Below are 16,100 nucleotides of genomic sequence, written 5' to 3' on the forward strand. Positions count from 1 at the left end.
TTGAAGGCTTCACCTACCAAATGGTAAAGTTAGCTATATGCGAACCAGTCAGCGCTCCGAGATCCTGGAAGCTGCCCTCCGCGTCATGAACGCAGCGGAGGGTGGCGACATTACCCTTGACGCAGTGGCCCACGAGGCCGGGCTCACCAAACCGGGATTGCTATATCACTTCCGCAACCGCGACGTACTGCTCGCCGCGATCGTCGACCACGCTGCGGCCAACGTCGAGAACGACATGACTGCCACCCTTGGCAAGCCCCTCGAGAACGCCAACGCCACCGAGCGGCTCCTGAGCTACGTTCACGTCGCCGCCCACGGGGCCGCCAAGCGCGCCGAGTTCATCATCTGGGGCCAAGCGACGTACCGGCCCGAACTCACCGAACCGTGGACTACGCGGATGGGCCGCTGGCTCGAACTCCCGGACGATCTCGACGCCGCCACCCGAGCCAGGCTGACCACCGCCCGACTCGCCGCCGACGGACTCTGGGGCGCCCAGGCCACAGGTGTGTCCACCCTCCACGGCGCGGATCTCGAAGCCGTCGTCTCCAGCATTCGCTCCCTGATCGAAGGAACAACCCCATGAAGCAGTGGTTCCTGCTCGCTGGTGCCATCACTACCGAAGTGGCGGCGACGCTGTCTCTCAAGGCGGCGCTCAATCACCCATCCTGGTACATCGTGGTTGCTGCCGGATACATCGGCGCTTTCGTCTTCCTCACCTTCTGCCTGCGCGAAGGAATGCAGATCGGCGTCGCCTATGGCATCTGGGGAGCCAGCGGGGTCGTGCTCGCCGCTGTGCTATCCGCCGCGATTTTCGGTGAACCTCTGACTGCTGTGATGGGTCTTGGAATGGTTCTGATCATCAGCGGTGTCCTCACCGTCGAACTCGGCTCCCAGAAAGCTCAGCAAACCGCAGCCCAGGAAGCAGGAGTCAACTCATGAGATGGATCTTCCTCGCAGGCGCCATCTTGTCCGAAGTCGTCGCGACCATGTCGCTACGAGCCTCCGACGGTGGCCGGGTGAAGAAATGGTTCATCGGCGTCATCGCGGGGTATCTCGTGGCGTTCGTCGCCTTAAGTCTCGCCTTGGCCGACGGCATGGCCCTTGGCGTCGCCTACGGCATCTGGGCAGCATCCGGCGTAGCTCTCACCGCGATCCTCGCCCGGGTCATCTTCCACGAACCCCTCACCCGAACCATGGCCCTCGGCATCCTCTTCATCGCCGTCGGAGTTCTCACCGTTGAAATCGGCGCCAACTTGGCGAACTGACGCATTTCCGCAGGTAAACCAGGCAGATTGGTGTGCCCCAGGTGCACCACGAGGCGCACAGACAAAGGCTCCCCAATGAGCGCCTGTGGGCCTAGCGTTGTGGATGTGATCACCTGTGTCGTCCACTACACCATCGACCCCGACCAGATCGCGGCCTTTGAACAGTTCGCCCGCGCTTGGATGCGGCATGTCGACGAACACGGCGGCACCCACCACGGGTACTACCTACCCGCGGAAAGTGTGAGTGACCGTGCGGAATCCCTGTTCAGCTTCCCCAGCCTGGCTGCCTACGAGCAGTACCGCACCTTGTTCGGCACCCACCCGGACTTCATCGCCGCTGACCGGATTCGAGACGAGTCCGGGTGCGTCCTGCGGTACGAGCGCACCTTCATGCGGCCGCTCCTACCCCAGGGACACTGAAAGGGACTCCGGCAGCACGCTCGGCACAACCCACAACGCCGCAGGTCAGCGCGTACAGATGGGTGTACCCCAAAAGCCTCATGTCTCGATTATGCCTCACAAACCCCTACCGAGCACCACCCTGCGACAACTTAGGGCGAGACGCTTTAGTGAGACGGGGAGGAGGCCAATTGCCCCATGAAACGGTCTCACATTCCAGTTCCTGCCGGGTGTCTCATAAAACTTTAGGTTTTCAGGACGCTCCGCGACCGCTAGTGGGCCATATAAGCGAGTCGGGTGTGGTCATCGACAGCGGCATGGACGTGGTCGAACCCGATCGGGTCTTCCGGTCGCGGATCGGTCGTGGACTCGCCAACCGCCGCTGTCGGGGATGCGGCTGAGTTTCTTCACATCGATATGGATGAGCTTGCCTGGCCACCAGCAACGCTCTCGCATGCGTGGTCAAGCGGGCGTTACCGTTGGGCGTAGAGGCCTCCTGGCAGTGAAGAACTAGACAGCTCCACTAAGCCAGGAGGCCTAGCTATTTCACAAGACCGAAAGTGCCACCAACGTCACGGTCGAGTACAACTAGTGGGTGTCACTGTGGCTTTCCGAAGTCCACCACACTGACGTTCCCGTCATTGCGGGGGCGGTACAGAGGGCTCCTGACGGATTGCCCGAAGCCCTCTGCACGAATTGACTTCCGGCCTGATGCCGCTGTACCAACCTGTCCTGATAGGCGGGCGCCTCGTTTGCCAGTAGATGGGCAAGGTTCCCTCTCCCCCTTGCTTTTTGGGAGTCCTCGGCCAGCTACGGGATCGTGCCTGGCCGGTCCTCGGTCGAGTTGTTGTCCGGAGTTGGTGTGCAGCAGTCGGGTTCCCCGCTTTGCCCGGGGCCCTCGCCTGTGGGCGGCGTTCCCTGTCTGATGCGCAGTCTCCTGCGCCGGTTGAGGGCGGCCAATGCCGATGCGAGCACCACGGCTGCGGCGAGGGCTGCGATCAGGGTGCTGTTGTCGCTGATCCAGGCGCTGGCGGCGGCTGACCATACGGCGAGGCTGTTGGCCTGTGCGGTTCCGCCGGTGGCGGCGGGATACCAATACCAGCTGAGGTAGGCGCCGGTTATGGTGAGGATGAAGGCGGCGATGCGGTTGCTGTGCTTGGCCAGGCCGGTGATTCTTCGCCCGAGGGCGGCCCCGGCGATGGCCGTGCCTGCCGAAACGAGCATCAGGACAGTGGCCGAGCCTGCGGCGTAGGCGGCGAAGACCGCGAGCAGCCCGGCGTAGCTGGCGACGGCCTGGGCTTGGGCGATCACGGCCAGGAGCACCCCGAGGGTGCAGCCGAGGGATGCTGCGGCGTATCCGACCCCGAAGGCCACCATGCGCCCGGTTTTGTGACCTGCCCCTGCGGCTTCTTGTGTGCGGGGTTTCGTGGCCCAGGCCGGCAGACGGAGCCGTGGTGTGAGTCCGGTGAGCATGGCCAGGCCCAGCAGGAGAAGGATCACCCCGGTGGCCATTCCCAGCCAGGGCGCTGCGCTGATCAGGGTCCTGGCGCCCGCGCTGACGATCAGCCCGAAGGCTGCCAGGGTCCCGGCGAAGCCGAGGCTGAGCGCGAGCCCGGCCCGGAGCCCGTGGGTCAGACGCAGCGCGAGCGGGCGCGTCCGGGCGTCCCCGATGGTCTGGGCTATCCAGGCGGGCAGGAGGGCGAAACCGCAGGGATTGACCGGGGCAATCATTCCAGCGGCGAAGGCCAGGGCAAGCAGGGCTGTCATTGGGCGCCGGCCTTGGTGAGTTCTTCTTGGATCTTTTCCGCAGACGGGTCGGTGGCCCGGAAGGTAACGTCGCCCTTCGCGTCGACCACCACCAGGGTGCTTATGGAGGTGACCTTGTACCGGGTGGTCAGTGTGGCCCCGGTGTCGATGACGGCAGGGAGCTCAGGGGCCTTGATGTAATCGCGGAATCCGTTGATGGTCTCCTTCGGTTCTCGGGGGTCCACGTCCACCAGGAGGTAGTCGGCCGAGCTTCCCAGGGCCGTGGAGGCCTTGTTCAGGGAATCGGCCCCTTCCACACACTCACCGCATCCGGCAGAGAAGAAGAACAGTGCTGCGGGCTTACCGTCCGGGATGGTCCGGGTAGTGCCGTCAATGTCGGAGACCGTAACAGCAACGGCACCGGCCGCGTCGGGCGACGAACCGCCTGGCGCGGCCGACGGGCCGCTCGGTGAGCTGGCGCAGGCGGTTGTCAGTGCCATGACCGCTGTCAGAAACAGGGCGGAGGCGAGGTGCCTGGGCCGGGGAACGGACAGAGAACGGCGGGATCTCGGGTATGTCATGGTGTCTGGTGGTTCCTTCCAGGAATGGGGATGGGGACTCAGGCGGTGCCGTGGTCGGTGCGGTGGTGCTCGGGGGATGCGGGAGGGCAGCAGTCGTCGGTCCTGTGGCGTTTTCGCTGCCTGGTGACGGCGATGATCCCGGCCAGGAGCACCGTGGCGGCCGCGAGTAACACGAGGGGATTTGAGAAGAATCCGGCGATCGCGCCGAGGGCTCCGGCGGCGATGAGGATGGGTCCTGCGCAGCACAGGATCATGGCCGCTGCTATGCCGATTCCTGCGGCCAGTGTGTGGTATCGCCCGGGGCGACCGGTCTGCCGGACGGGTTGATGGCCGGTGTCTGGCTGTTCTGGGTGCTGGGTCATGTCATGTCCTTTTAAAGCTCAGCAGCAGGAGTCCTGCGCCGCGGGGGCCCGCGTGGCGGCCGCGGCGAGGAGGGCGGCGGCCATGGCGGCACCGGCCCGGTGTGCCGCCTCGATGTCCAGGACTTCGCCGTCGGGATGGGAATCCAACCACGGCTGGGCGTCCTCGCGGGAGGCGAAGTAGTGGACCTGGTTGCAGAACGATGACCGCACCGGCCCCGTGCCCGGGTGGCTGATGATGGACACGACGGCGGTGGCCGGCTGCACGGAGGTCACCGTGCCGTCCGCGCCCGTCATCACCCGGATGAGGGTCCCGCTACCCGGGGAGGTCGACTCAATGGTTGCGGCCTTCCCGATCAGGGCCGGGAAGAAGAGGGTGTCCAGGGCGCACCAGGTGTAGAGCTGTTCCCCGGCCAGGGTGAAGCGATGCGGGGTGGGCCGCATCGTCAGGGCCAGGCCGATGATGCGGCCCTCGTCGTCGTACTCGGTGTCCGGGACGGCGGCCAGTCCCTGCCGGACCGTGTCTTCGCTCCGGCCACTGGCGGTGGCCAGTTCGGCGACCGTGACGGGCTCGCCCTCGGCCAGGAGCCGCAGCAGCGGCACGAACAAGTCCGGGTCTATTCCGGAGCGCGCGGGGGACAACAGATAGGTGAGGGCCTGGTCGGTGGCGGTCATGGCATTCCTTTGCTTCGGTAGTGGGGGCTGCAGCTCAGGCGCAGCAGGAGAGCTTGGAGACGTCGGTGGTGAAGGCCTTGGCGGCGATCCTGATGCCCTCGGCCATCGTCAGGTAGGGGCTCCAGGCGGCGGCGACCTGCGCGGTGGTCATGCCCGCTTCGAGGATGTAGACGCCGGCGGCGGCGATTTCCCCGGCGTCCTTGGCCACCGCGGAGAGGCCCAGGATCCGTCCGGTGTCGCGGTCCGCGACAACCTTGATGAAGCCGCGGGTGTCGCGGTTGACCACGGCTCGCGGCACGTACTCCAGGGGGAGGACCCCGCACTCGCAGCTGATCCCGGCGGCGACAGCTTCCTTTTCCGTCATCCCGACCGCCCCGATGGCGGGACTGGTGAAGGTGACCCGGGGCAGGTGCCGGTAGTCGACCTCGGCCAGGGCATCGGTGAACGCATTGTCCACGGCCAGGGCGCCGTGGGCCGCTGCGACGTAAACGAACTCCCGATGGCCGGTCGCGTCCCCGGCGGCCCAAACCCGCGGGTTGGACGTGGCCAGGCGGGAATCGACCACGATCTCGCCGGATGCGCCGGTCTTCACCCCGACGGCGTCAAGGTCCAGTCCCTCGGTCACTGGGCGGCGGCCCAGTGCCACGAGGATGTGGGAAGCGCGGAACACCTCCTCGTCCCCGGCCACGTTTGCCGTCACCGAGACCCCGTCCGGGCCGGAGGCCACGGAGTCGGCCATGGCCCGCCGGACCACCCGGATCCCCTCGTCGGCGAACACCCCCGCCAACGCCTTGGATGCCTCCGGTTCCTCCTGCGAGGCCAACCGGGAACGGACCAGCATGGTCACCCGGGAGCCCAGCCGGGAGAAAAGCTGTGCCATCTCCAGGGCAACATAGCCTCCGCCCAGGATCAGCATTGATTCGGGCACCTCGTCCAGTTCCATCACCGTCGTCGAGGTCAGGTACCCGGCCTTGGCCAGTCCGGGAACGGGGGGCACGTAGGGTGCGGAGCCAGTGGCCACGAGGTAGTGCCCGGCCTCGATCGTTCTCACTGCACCATCCGGGGAGATCACCCGGAGCAGCGGTGCGTCCTGGGTTCCGGTGAACGACGCGTCCCCCGAGATCATCGTCCACCCGTAGTCCGCGGCCAGATCGACGTACTTCTCCGTGCGCATGCTTTCAACCAGCGCGGCCTTGCCCTGAATCAGGGCCGGCATGTCCACCGGGCCCGCCGAGGCCGCCACCCCAGGGAAGCGGGCCGAATCCAACGCCACGTGGCGGGCCTCCGCGGCAGCCAGGAGCGCCTTCGACGGGACGCAGCCCGTGTTCACGCATGTCCCGCCCACGGTGCCGCGCTCCACCATCACGACGCGCTTGCCCAGCCCGGTGGCCCGGATCGCGGCCGCAAACGCTCCGCCGCCGGAACCAATAATCGCCAGATCGAACTTTTCGTTTGTCATTCCAGATGTCTCTTCCCTGTGGTTCAAAAGTTCCTATGGAACCATTGTGAACCTTCCAGTACAATGGAAGGTCAAGTGTGGTGGCCATTGGAAGGGGAATCGGCGAACATGAGGATCGGACAGCTTGCGGAAGCAACCGGAACCACGACCAAGACCCTGCGGTTCTACGAGGAGTCGGGGCTGCTCCCTCCGGCCGAGCGATTGGCCTCCGGCTATCGGGACTACGCCGAGGATGCCGTGGGTCGGGTCGGGTTCATCCACCGGGGCCAGGCCGCCGGGCTGACCCTCGCCCAGATCCGCCAGATCCTCGACATCCGCGACGGCGGCCAGGCGCCCTGCGAGCACGTGCGCGACCTGCTTGACGTGCGCCTCGCTGAGATCGAGCAGCAGATCGCGCAGCTCTCCGTGCTGCGCGACACTATCGCGGACCTCAGACAGGACGCCGCACACCCGGACCCTGAAACGTGCAGCACCGATCAAGTGTGTAGGTACTTGTAATCCAATTGGGCACACCTCCTGGACCGCCAAAAGGGTGCTGTTGCAAAGTTCGGGCGACAGGAAGACCTGCGTGAAATAATCACAGCCATGGGCATCTTCTCCGGTCGTCATTTCCCCGTGAAATCATCCTGTGGGCGGTCCGGTGGTACTGCCGCTACGGGCTCAGCTACCGCGATCTGGAAGAAATGATGACCGAACGCGGCGTACCGGTCGATCACAGCACCATCTACCGCTGGGTCCAGAAATATGCTCCTGAGCTGGCCAAGCAGACCCGGTGGTACCGACAAGTCCCGGATTGGCAGGCCCGGTCCTGGCGGGTGGACGAGACCTATATCCGGGTCGGGGGAAAGTGGTGCTACCTCTATCGGGCCATCACCGCGGGTGGGCATACCCTGGATTTTTACCTGTCCCCAAAGCGTAATGTCGCCGCAGCGAAGCGTTTCCTGGCCAAGACCCTGAGGTCGAACACGATAACCGGGTTCCCGCGGGTGATCAACACCGATAAAGCACCCTCCCTGGCCGGGGCAATCGCCGAGTTGAAGTCAGAGGGAATCTGCCCGCAGACCGTGGAACACCGGCAGGTGAAATACCTCAATAACGTCATTGAAGGAGAACATGGGCGGCTGAAACGGATCCTCGGACCGAAGGGGGCGTTCAAAAACCGGACGTCGGCGTACCGGACGTTGAAAGGGATGGAAGCGATGCACTCATTACGGAAAGGCCAGGGCGCGATGTTTGCCTACGAGCAACCGAACCCGGATGCGGTGATCGTCAGCCGGGTGTTCGAGGCTGCCTGAGAACGCCGACCCGCAGCGAGCATCAGAGGATGAAGACTGGGTCGTCACGGCTCTCCGCCTGAAGTTTGCAACAGCACCGGGTGGATACTTTGGCGAGTTGGCCCTGGCCCCAGTCGGACTGCCTGGCGATTCGTACTGGATCGTCAGGCACGACGTTCACGCGGTAATTTTCCTCTTCACCATCGAGATGCTCATTCACCATGTAGGTGAGGAAGTCCACTCAGTACGCCTTCTCGTTTGCAATCCAGGTGGACAAGTCCACTCCAGGAGAGAGGGAGATCGTCCATGTGCGGCCTGGGTGTCGCCCACGGATGCCTCTGCGGGGAGGACTGTCCAGTCGTGTCCCTCTAGCTGCCCTCGGATTTCGGGAAGAAAGTTTGATGATGGGTACTGGCTCGGGAGCGCCAGGATTGATTCCACGATAGGCGCACTATGTCCAGTTCCCCTCGCTCGTTTCGCGCCGTTGCGTTCAAGTCTCGATGGTCGGTCAAATAATATCCCTTTCAAATAGACCAAGCGGTACAGTAGTCAGATTCCCGACCTAAATCAAGAACTTGTGTTCGACTTAGTATGGGTTGTAAAAGGGTGACCTGGGGAATCGTCTTTACATGCAAACTTCCGTGCAGTGACCACCCCGGACATGTCGCATGCTCATGAGATAATCGGCCCAGTAGAAAGCGCATCAAGGTGAAAGGACGTAGCAATGGCAGACGTAGCCAAGGAAGTCGCGGAAAACGCTCCAGTTGACGGAAGCAAGCAACGCGCAGACCTCCAGAAAACCATCTGGAGGATTGCCGAAGACTTGCGCGGTTCCGTCGATGGCTGGGACTTCAAAAGCTATGTCCTCAACATGCTGTTCTACCGTTTCATTTCGGAGAATCTGACCGCTTTCCTTAACGCGGAAGAAGAAGGACTCGACTACGCCAACCTCTCAGATGAGGACGCAGAAGTTGGACGCGACGGTGTGGTGGAAGAAAAGGGGTTCTTCATCCCTCCTTCGCGCTTGTTTGAAAACGTTTACCAAGATGCCAAGCAAAAGGTGTCACAGAAGAAGGTTCCCAACCTCAACGAGACGCTAGAACAGGTCTTTAAGGGGATTGAGTCTTCCGCCGTAGGTACGGAGTCGGAGGGCGATTTTAAAGGGCTATTCGATGACTTCCAGGTCAATTCGAACAGGCTTGGTGAGACTGTCCCGGAACGCAACGAGAAGCTCTACGAGCTTATTCACGAGATACACGAGCTGCCGTTTGGTGATTTCGGGGATAACGCTATCGACGTTTTCGGTGACGCGTACGAATTCCTCATGCAGATGTATGCTTCTCAAGCGGGTAAATCCGGTGGTGAGTACTTCACCCCGCAGGAAGTCTCTGAAGTCCTCGCCCGAATCGCAGCATCTGGCAAGACCAAGGTTCACAGCGTCTACGACCCGGCGTGTGGCTCAGGCTCTCTCTTGCTGAAGTTCGCCAAGGTTCTCGGGGAAGAAAACGTGGGTGGGTTCTACGGGCAAGAGATCAACTTGACCACGTACAACCTGGCGCGGATGAACATGATCCTGCACAACATTGGGTTCGAAAAGTTCGACATTAAACGTGCGAATACTCTCACCAACCCGCAGCATGACGATGTAGAGCCATTCCACGCCATTGTGTCTAACCCTCCGTATTCCCGGAAGTGGAAGGGCAAGGAAGACCCAGTGTTGGTTAACGATGATCGTTATTCACCAGCAGGTGTGCTGGCTCCCCAGCGTTACGCCGACTGGGCGTTTAACATGCACATGCTGTCCTACCTCGATGTAGATGGCACCGCTGCCATCGTTTCCTTCCCTGGTTCGCTGTATCGCGGTGGTACCGAAAAGACGATCCGCGAGTACATGATTAAGAACAACCTGATTCAGACGGTCATCCAGCTACCGTCTGACTTGTTCTTCGGACCGACGATTACGACCTGCATTTTGGTGATCAAGAAGTCCAAGACGGATAACCTGATCCACTTCATCGACGCGTCGAAATACTTCAAGCGTGTGGGGACCAAGAACAAGCTCTTCTCTGAGCATCAGAACACAATCGTCAAGCTCTACGAGGACCGCGATGAGATCCAGTACGAGACCGCTCTGGTGACGAACGAGGACGTTCTCAGCAACGACGCAAACCTGTCGGTGAACGCCTACATCGAGCGAGAAGACGTACGAGAGATCATCGATACATCAAGCTTGAACGAGGAGTTGCGCCAGATGGCGGCTCGCCAAGAAGCCTTGCGGGAAGCTATCGAGCAAGCCGTGACTGATCTCGAAACGGGAGTTGATGATGAATAAGTTCGATGAGTTGGTTCATGATTTGTGCCCTGATGGGGTGGAGCGTGTGGCTCTGAAAAGAGTCGCCAAAACGGTCGCTGGTCTGAGAGGGAAAACCAAGAAGGATTTCGAAGATGGCAACGCCCGTTTCGCGTCGTATAGCAACATTTTCAATAACCCGAAATTGGACCTTAAAGACCCGGAATTCGTCAAGGTTGCTGAAGGCGAAAATCAGAATGAGCTTCAGTACGGAGATGTTCTGATTACAGGGTCATCCGAAGTTCACGAAGAAGTAGGAATGTCTTCGGTGGTCACAGAGCCGCCCAAAGAAGTCATTTACCTCAATAGCTTCTGTTTTGCGTTAAGGTTTTCTGATCCAGAAACCGTATTGCCTGAATTCGCTTCGCATCTGTTTCGTTCTGAGGAAGTCCGCAAGCAGATAGTGAAGACTGCCAATGGAGTAACGCGTTTCAATATCACGAAGGCGCGATTCATGGCGATTGAGATTCCTCTTCCTCCACTAGAGATCCAGCAAGAGATCGTTAGGATTCTCGACCTGTTTGTAGACCTCGACCGGGAGCTGGAACAGGAGATCATCGGGCGGGAGCGACAAAAGATTGCGACGAGTCATGCTTTATTCGAGAAGTTAAAGCACTTCCCTCGAATAGCTCTAAAAAATGCTGGAACGTGGTTTGGCGGAGGAACCCCATCGAAGAAGAACGAGTCCTTCTGGCAAAACGGCACGATTGCGTGGGTTTCTCCGAAAGATATGCACGACCACACAGTGACGCGCACTATCGACTACATCACCAATGAAGCGGTAGAAGGTTCTTCAACCAAATTGGTTCCGGCTGGGTCCACCGCCTTGGTAGCGAGATCGAGCATCTTGGAGAAGAAGCTGCCAGTCGCGTACTTTCCCCAAGAAGTCGCCATGAATCAAGACCTAAAGGCTGTGTTTCCGAGTGATGAACTGAATGGGCGATACCTCTTTAACGCGCTTGAAGAGTTCCGAGAAAGCATTCTTCTGAGAGCGCGTAACACGGGAGGATCAGCTGCATCATTGGACACCAAGCGCCTGATGGCTTTCCAAATCCCCCTGCCACCTCTCGAAGTTCAGGAAGAGATCGCGTCCAAGCTAGACACCTTCATCGAATACATCGACAACCTCAAGCGAGAGCGGGAGCTACGCCAGAAGCAGTACGCACACTACCGCGATTTGCTGCTTGACCTCCCGGTGAAGGAGTAACTCAAAATGGCACAGCTTTCTAATCCCTCGCGCTCATTTTCCTCCCGCCCGCAGCATGACTACACCGAGCCTGTAGCAGTCACGGACACGTCCACGGTCATTGCGAAGTATCAAGCAGATGCAACAAGCGCGACCGGATACCAGTCGGAATCGGCACTAGAGAACGCGCTGATCGCCCAGCTAGAACGCCAAGCTTACGAGTACGCCGACATTCGCAGCGCCAGCGCCATGCGCGAAAACGCGCGCGCCCAGTTAGAAAAGCTCAATGCCTACCAGTTCTCGGATGCTGAGTGGGAAACCTTTTACAAGACAGAGATCGCTAACCCCGCTTCTGGAATCGTGGACAAGACCCGCACGATTCAGACCGATCACATCAAAAATCTCACTCGAGACGATGGCACGACCAAAAACATCGTCCTCATCGACAAGGACAACATTCACCGCAACTCGCTTCAGGTGATCAACCAGTACACAACCAAGGGAAGCGATAAGGGCAACAAGTCGAACAGGTACGACGTTTCCATTCTGGTGAACGGTCTACCGCTGGTTCATATCGAACTGAAACGGCGCGGAGTCGCCATTAAGGAAGCCTTCAACCAGATTGACCGTTATCAGAGGGAGAGCTTTTGGGCGGATGAGGGACTGTTCCAGTATGTCCAGTTGTTCATCATCTCCAACGGGACACAAACCAAGTACTACTCCTGCACCACGAGAGACCTCCACCTGAAAGAGACGAGCAGGAAAGCTACGGCGAAAAAATCCAAGCGGCTGACCTCCCACTCGTTCGAGTTCACGTCCTGGTGGGCGGATGCGACCAACAAGCCGATCACAGATCTCATCCCGTTCGCCAAAACCTTCTTGTCCAAGCACACGCTGCTATCCGTACTTACTAAGTACTGCGTGTTCACCGTCGATGAGATGCTGCTGGTCATGCGCCCGTACCAGATCGCAGCAGCCGAGCGCATTCTGAACAGGATCGAGCAATCTGTCCTGAACAAGAAACTTGGCTCACTCGACGCGGGCGGGTACATCTGGCACACCACCGGCTCAGGAAAGACGCTGACCAGCTTCAAGACAGCTCAACTGGCTACCCAGATGGAGAGCGTGGATAAGGTCATCTTCGTCGTGGATCGTAAAGACCTCGACTACCAAACCATCCGGGAATACGACAAGTTCGAAAAGGGCGCAGCCAACTCGAACACCTCCACCAAGATTTTGTCCCAGCAGCTCTCCACGCGGGCGGAGCTTTTAGAAGAAATCGCCCAGCTAGAACGTGAGGGGAAATCCACCAACCACATCCAGCTCCAACGCGCAGACTCCAAGATCGTGATCACGACCATCCAAAAGATGAGTCACTTTATCGCCCAGAAGGACAACCGCGAGATCTACAACCAGCATGTGGTGTTCATCTTCGATGAGTGTCACCGTTCCCAGTTCGGGAGCATGCACAAGAACCTGAAGCGCAAGTTTAAAAAGTACAACTTCTTTGGATTTACGGGCACGCCCATTTTCAAGCAAAACAAGGTGGGGTCTAACCCCAACCTGCAAACGACCGCACACGCTTTTGGCGACAAGCTGCACACATATACGATTGTGGACGCAATCCGAGACCATAACGTGCTCAAGTTTAAGGTGGAATACCACGAGCTATCCCCGGTAGCTCCTGATCCAGAATCACCTTTTGAGCTAACGGCTGCACAGCTTCTCGCGCCCGGACGAGTAGAAGCCGCCACTCGCTACATCCTGGAGCATTTTGATCAGAAGACGAAACGAGATTTAGGGCAGCTCTACGATCACAAGGTAGTCAGCAACGTCGAGCAGTCTGTTCGTAAACGGGGTGCGAAAGAAGCGATCAAATCCACGAGGAAGCTGCGCGGGTTTAACGCCCTGTTTGCTACCGACTCGATTCCAGCAGCGCGTACCTACTATGAGGAATTCGCGCGCCAACAAGCAGACTTGCCAGCCCACCAGCGCCTGAAGGTGGCAACAATTTTCTCAGCGCAAACCAGTTCTTCTGGTAGCGCGGACATGATCGAGGATGAAGACTTCGATACCTCCACACTATCGGCGGATAACCTCGATTTCCTCGAAGGCGCGGTTAACGACTACAACGAGTACTTCTCAACCAACTACGACGCGCGAGATTCGGAATCGTTCGAAAACTACTACAAGGATCTCTCACAACGGATTAAAAACCGTGAGATCGATCTTGTCATTGTGGTCAACATGCTCTTGACCGGGTTTGACGCGACCACGCTTAACACCTTGTTCGTGGATAAAAACCTGCGGATGCATGGACTCATTCAGGCGTTCTCGCGGACGAACAGAATCCTCAACTCTGTGAAGACGTACGGCAATATCGTCTGTTTCCGAGACTTGGATAAGGAAACCAACGAAGCGCTGAAATTGTTCGGGGATGCCGACAACGCGACCGAGGTAGCTGTCATGGCTCCCTTTAGCGACTTCTACCGCGATTACACGCGCAAGGTTGAGGATTTGAAGCACTTCTACCCGGTAGGGGAAGTGATCGCATCAGAAAGCGGGCAGAAAGGGTTCGTCAAGCTATACGGCGAGATCCTGAAGCTTTTGAACATCTTGACCTCGTTCGATGAGTTCGCGGGTAAGGAACTGATGAACGAGCGAGAGCAGCAAGATTACACGTCGATGTATCTGGATTTGCACGATCAGTTCAAGTCTGAACGAGATGCGGAACGTCCCCAGAAGGAAACAGAAGACGATCAAGTAGACGATCAGCTCGTTTTCGAAATTGAGCTTGTCAAGCAGGTGGAGATCACGGTCGATTACATCGTCATGCTGATTGACGATTACCGGACCAAGCAGGGACAGGGTGACTACGAGGGAGCGCAGGAGACTCGCGCGACCATTACACGTTCTGTGGAAGCTTCTCCGAGCTTGCGCGATAAGGCGGATCTGATTCATGAGTTCATGGATGCTGTTGGTGATGGGAGGGACGCGATTAGTGGTGAGCTGTCCACAGATCAGCGCTGGGTGCAGTTCATGGCGGTGCGCCGTGATGAGGAATTGAAGCGTCTTATTGAGTCCGAGAAGCTCAAACCTGAAGCGACGTATTCGTTCGTTGAGGATGCTCTTGAATCTGGTGTGGTGTCGACGTCTGGGACGGGGTTGACGAAGCTGCTACCTACTACGTCCAGGTTCGGCAAGAATGCGAACCACGACCAGGTGAGAGCAAGGGTTGGAGCGAGGTTGTCCGCGTTCGTGGAGCGCTTTTCGATGCTGTAGTTCGTGGGTGGGCGGACACTGAGTGTTGGTTGCGTCCCTTAGTGTGGTGTAACGCTTGCTGATGGTGGGCCCTGGAAAATGTAGGGGCGGCCACCGCCAGTAACCTTTCGACTCAACTACCACATCTCACCGAAAGGCACATGACGATGACCGCTGCACCGCATTCTATCGACCCGACAACCTATCTGGATGATCTGCTCGCCCAAGCCTCCCCTGATCTGATGCGCCAGATGCTGCAAGGGTTTATCAACCAGATCCTCTCCGCCCAGGCCGACACCGTCTGCGGCGCCGAATACGGCGTCGCTTCCACCGAGCGGGTCAACCACCGCAACGGGTATCGCCACCGCGACCTCGACACCCGTGTCGGCACCATCGACGTGGCAGTGCCAAAGCTGCGCCACGGCGCGTTCTTCCCAGACTGGCTGTTAGAGCGCCGCTCACGGGCTGAACGGGCACTATCGACTGTGATCGCGACGTGCTATCTCAAAGGGGTCTCCACCCGCAGGATGAACGATCTGGTGGCAACCCTTGGCATTTCCAACCTGTCGAAATCCCAAGTCTCGCGCATGTCGGAAGAACTCGACGAGATGGTCGCCGACTTCAGAAACCGCCCACTCGACCCCGGCGGGTACGCCTACCTGTCATGCGACGCGTTGACAATCAAAGTGCGCGAAGGCGGCCGGGTGGTCAAATGCTGCGTGCTGCTTGCCACCGGGGTCAACGCCGACGGGTACCGCGAAATGCTCGGCATGCACGTCGCCACCGCGGAATCCAACGCATCGTGGAAAGGCTTCTTCCAAGACCTAAAAGCCCGCGGGCTTCGCGGGGTCTTCCTGATCACCAGTGACGCCCATGAGGGCATCCAGCACGCAATTTCCGAGGTGCTGCCTGACGCGTCGTGGCAGCGGTGCCGCACCCACTTCGCGAAAAACCTCTACGAAAAAGTCCCGAAAACCCAGTGGCCGATGGTCTCTGCGATGTTCCAGACGATCTTCCAACAACCCGACGCCCAATCCACTTGGGCTCAAGCCCGCGAAGTCGTTGACCTGTTGGAGCCGAAGTTCCCCCAGGTTGCGGCCTATCTGGAGGAATCGCTCGATGAGGTGTTGGCGTTTACCGCAGCCCCGAAACCAGTCTGGACGAAGGTGTGGTCAAACAACCCCACCGAGCGGCTAAACCGGGAAATCCGCCGGCGCACCGATGTCGTGGGTATCTTCCCGAACCGCGAATCGATCATCCGGCTTGTCGGCGCGGTCCTCGCAGAGCAGCACGACGATTGGATCCAGCAAAAACGCTACATGTCACTGTCCGCACTCGAACAGACCAAACACCTCATGCACCAAACAGGAGGTGATCATGGCAACCACCACCAGCTAACCGCCTAACAAAAACCCCGAACTTCATACCGAGCCGAAAGCACAAACGGCTACACCACTACACAGGACTTGACCCTGAGTGTTTCGCACACTGAGCATGTTTGCTCGTTCTGGTGCATATTCGAGCACATCTATGATCACCCGTCGA

General features: G+C 59.3%; 15 protein-coding genes and 2 pseudogenes. 10 read left to right on the forward strand and 7 right to left on the reverse strand.

The annotated features are described in order from the left end of the window. Window positions 1-37: 37 nt before the first annotated feature. The 4 genes from H0193_RS11195 (at window position 38) to H0193_RS11210 (ending at window position 1,685) form a co-directional block, all read left to right on the forward strand. Entirely contained in the window at window positions 38-583 is a 546-nt protein-coding gene (locus tag H0193_RS11195) for a TetR/AcrR family transcriptional regulator (RefSeq protein ID WP_034666346.1), read from the forward strand. Further along, a complete protein-coding gene (locus tag H0193_RS11200; protein WP_038610824.1) occupies window positions 580-939 on the forward strand; it encodes a DMT family transporter in 360 nt (119 codons plus the stop codon). Before H0193_RS11195 ends, H0193_RS11200 begins: the two co-directional genes overlap by 4 nt. Beyond that, entirely contained in the window at window positions 936-1,265 is a 330-nt protein-coding gene (locus H0193_RS11205; protein WP_034666342.1) for a DMT family transporter, read from the forward strand. The genes H0193_RS11200 and H0193_RS11205 overlap by 4 nt, the downstream gene beginning before the upstream one ends. A gap of 105 nt (window positions 1,266-1,370) precedes the next feature. Next, window positions 1,371-1,685: an NIPSNAP family protein gene (locus tag H0193_RS11210; protein WP_338026663.1), complete on the forward strand. Its 315-nt coding sequence runs from the start codon at window positions 1,371-1,373 to the stop codon at window positions 1,683-1,685. A gap of 263 nt (window positions 1,686-1,948) precedes the next feature. Here the strand turns inward: H0193_RS11210 and H0193_RS12405 are convergent. From H0193_RS12405 to merA, 6 genes and pseudogenes are all read right to left on the reverse strand, one after another. Continuing rightward, window positions 1,949-2,099: pseudogene (locus H0193_RS12405) on the reverse strand (IS481 family transposase); the annotation flags it as partial. Between the two features lie 375 nt (window positions 2,100-2,474). Next, entirely contained in the window at window positions 2,475-3,431 is a 957-nt protein-coding gene (locus H0193_RS11215; protein ID WP_181889977.1) for a cytochrome c biogenesis CcdA family protein, read from the reverse strand. Continuing rightward, the gene (locus tag H0193_RS12230) at window positions 3,428-3,910 is read right to left on the reverse strand and encodes a TlpA family protein disulfide reductase (protein ID WP_081586452.1); all 483 of its coding nucleotides are present in this window, start codon (window positions 3,908-3,910) and stop codon (window positions 3,428-3,430) included. Before H0193_RS12230 ends, H0193_RS11215 begins: the two co-directional genes overlap by 4 nt. A 119-nt stretch (window positions 3,911-4,029) precedes the next feature. Beyond that, entirely contained in the window at window positions 4,030-4,245 is a 216-nt protein-coding gene (locus H0193_RS11225) for a hypothetical protein (RefSeq protein ID WP_038613943.1), read from the reverse strand. Window positions 4,246-4,371: 126 nt separating this feature from the next. After that, window positions 4,372-5,025, reverse strand: a complete 654-nt coding sequence (merB, locus tag H0193_RS11230; protein ID WP_101733959.1) for an organomercurial lyase MerB — start codon at window positions 5,023-5,025, stop codon at window positions 4,372-4,374. A gap of 34 nt (window positions 5,026-5,059) precedes the next feature. Continuing rightward, a complete protein-coding gene (merA, locus tag H0193_RS11235; protein ID WP_181889978.1) occupies window positions 5,060-6,484 on the reverse strand; it encodes a mercury(II) reductase in 1,425 nt (474 codons plus the stop codon). A 108-nt stretch (window positions 6,485-6,592) separates the two neighbouring features. Between merA and H0193_RS11240 the strand changes: the two genes are divergently transcribed. Both H0193_RS11240 and H0193_RS11245 read left to right on the forward strand, forming a co-directional pair. Further along, window positions 6,593-6,982, forward strand: a complete 390-nt coding sequence (locus H0193_RS11240) for a heavy metal-responsive transcriptional regulator (RefSeq protein WP_004601215.1) — start codon at window positions 6,593-6,595, stop codon at window positions 6,980-6,982. 87 nt (window positions 6,983-7,069) lie between these two features. After that, window positions 7,070-7,779, forward strand: a pseudogene (locus H0193_RS11245) (IS6 family transposase). Window positions 7,780-7,801: 22 nt separating this feature from the next. Here the strand turns inward: H0193_RS11245 and H0193_RS11250 are convergent. Beyond that, window positions 7,802-7,999: a hypothetical protein gene (locus H0193_RS11250; protein ID WP_181890075.1), complete on the reverse strand. Its 198-nt coding sequence runs from the start codon at window positions 7,997-7,999 to the stop codon at window positions 7,802-7,804. A gap of 483 nt (window positions 8,000-8,482) precedes the next feature. Here H0193_RS11250 and H0193_RS11255 point away from each other — a divergent pair, with 483 nt between their 5' ends. From H0193_RS11255 to H0193_RS11270, 4 genes are all read left to right on the forward strand, one after another. Continuing rightward, window positions 8,483-10,090: a type I restriction-modification system subunit M gene (locus tag H0193_RS11255; protein ID WP_181889979.1), complete on the forward strand. Its 1,608-nt coding sequence runs from the start codon at window positions 8,483-8,485 to the stop codon at window positions 10,088-10,090. After that, window positions 10,083-11,315 (forward strand): restriction endonuclease subunit S, encoded by a 1,233-nt coding sequence (locus H0193_RS11260; protein WP_181889980.1) that lies wholly within the window; start codon window positions 10,083-10,085, stop codon window positions 11,313-11,315. Before H0193_RS11255 ends, H0193_RS11260 begins: the two co-directional genes overlap by 8 nt. Before the next feature lie 6 nt (window positions 11,316-11,321). Beyond that, entirely contained in the window at window positions 11,322-14,576 is a 3,255-nt protein-coding gene (locus tag H0193_RS11265; protein WP_181889981.1) for a type I restriction endonuclease subunit R, read from the forward strand. Window positions 14,577-14,722: 146 nt separating this feature from the next. Next, complete coding sequence (locus tag H0193_RS11270) at window positions 14,723-15,961, forward strand: IS256 family transposase (RefSeq protein WP_181890067.1); 1,239 nt, start codon at window positions 14,723-14,725, stop codon at window positions 15,959-15,961. Window positions 15,962-16,100: the final 139 nt, after the last annotated feature.

The organism is Corynebacterium haematomassiliense, from assembly GCF_013978595.1.
GTDB lineage: Bacteria > Actinomycetota > Actinomycetes > Mycobacteriales > Mycobacteriaceae > Corynebacterium > Corynebacterium lehmanniae.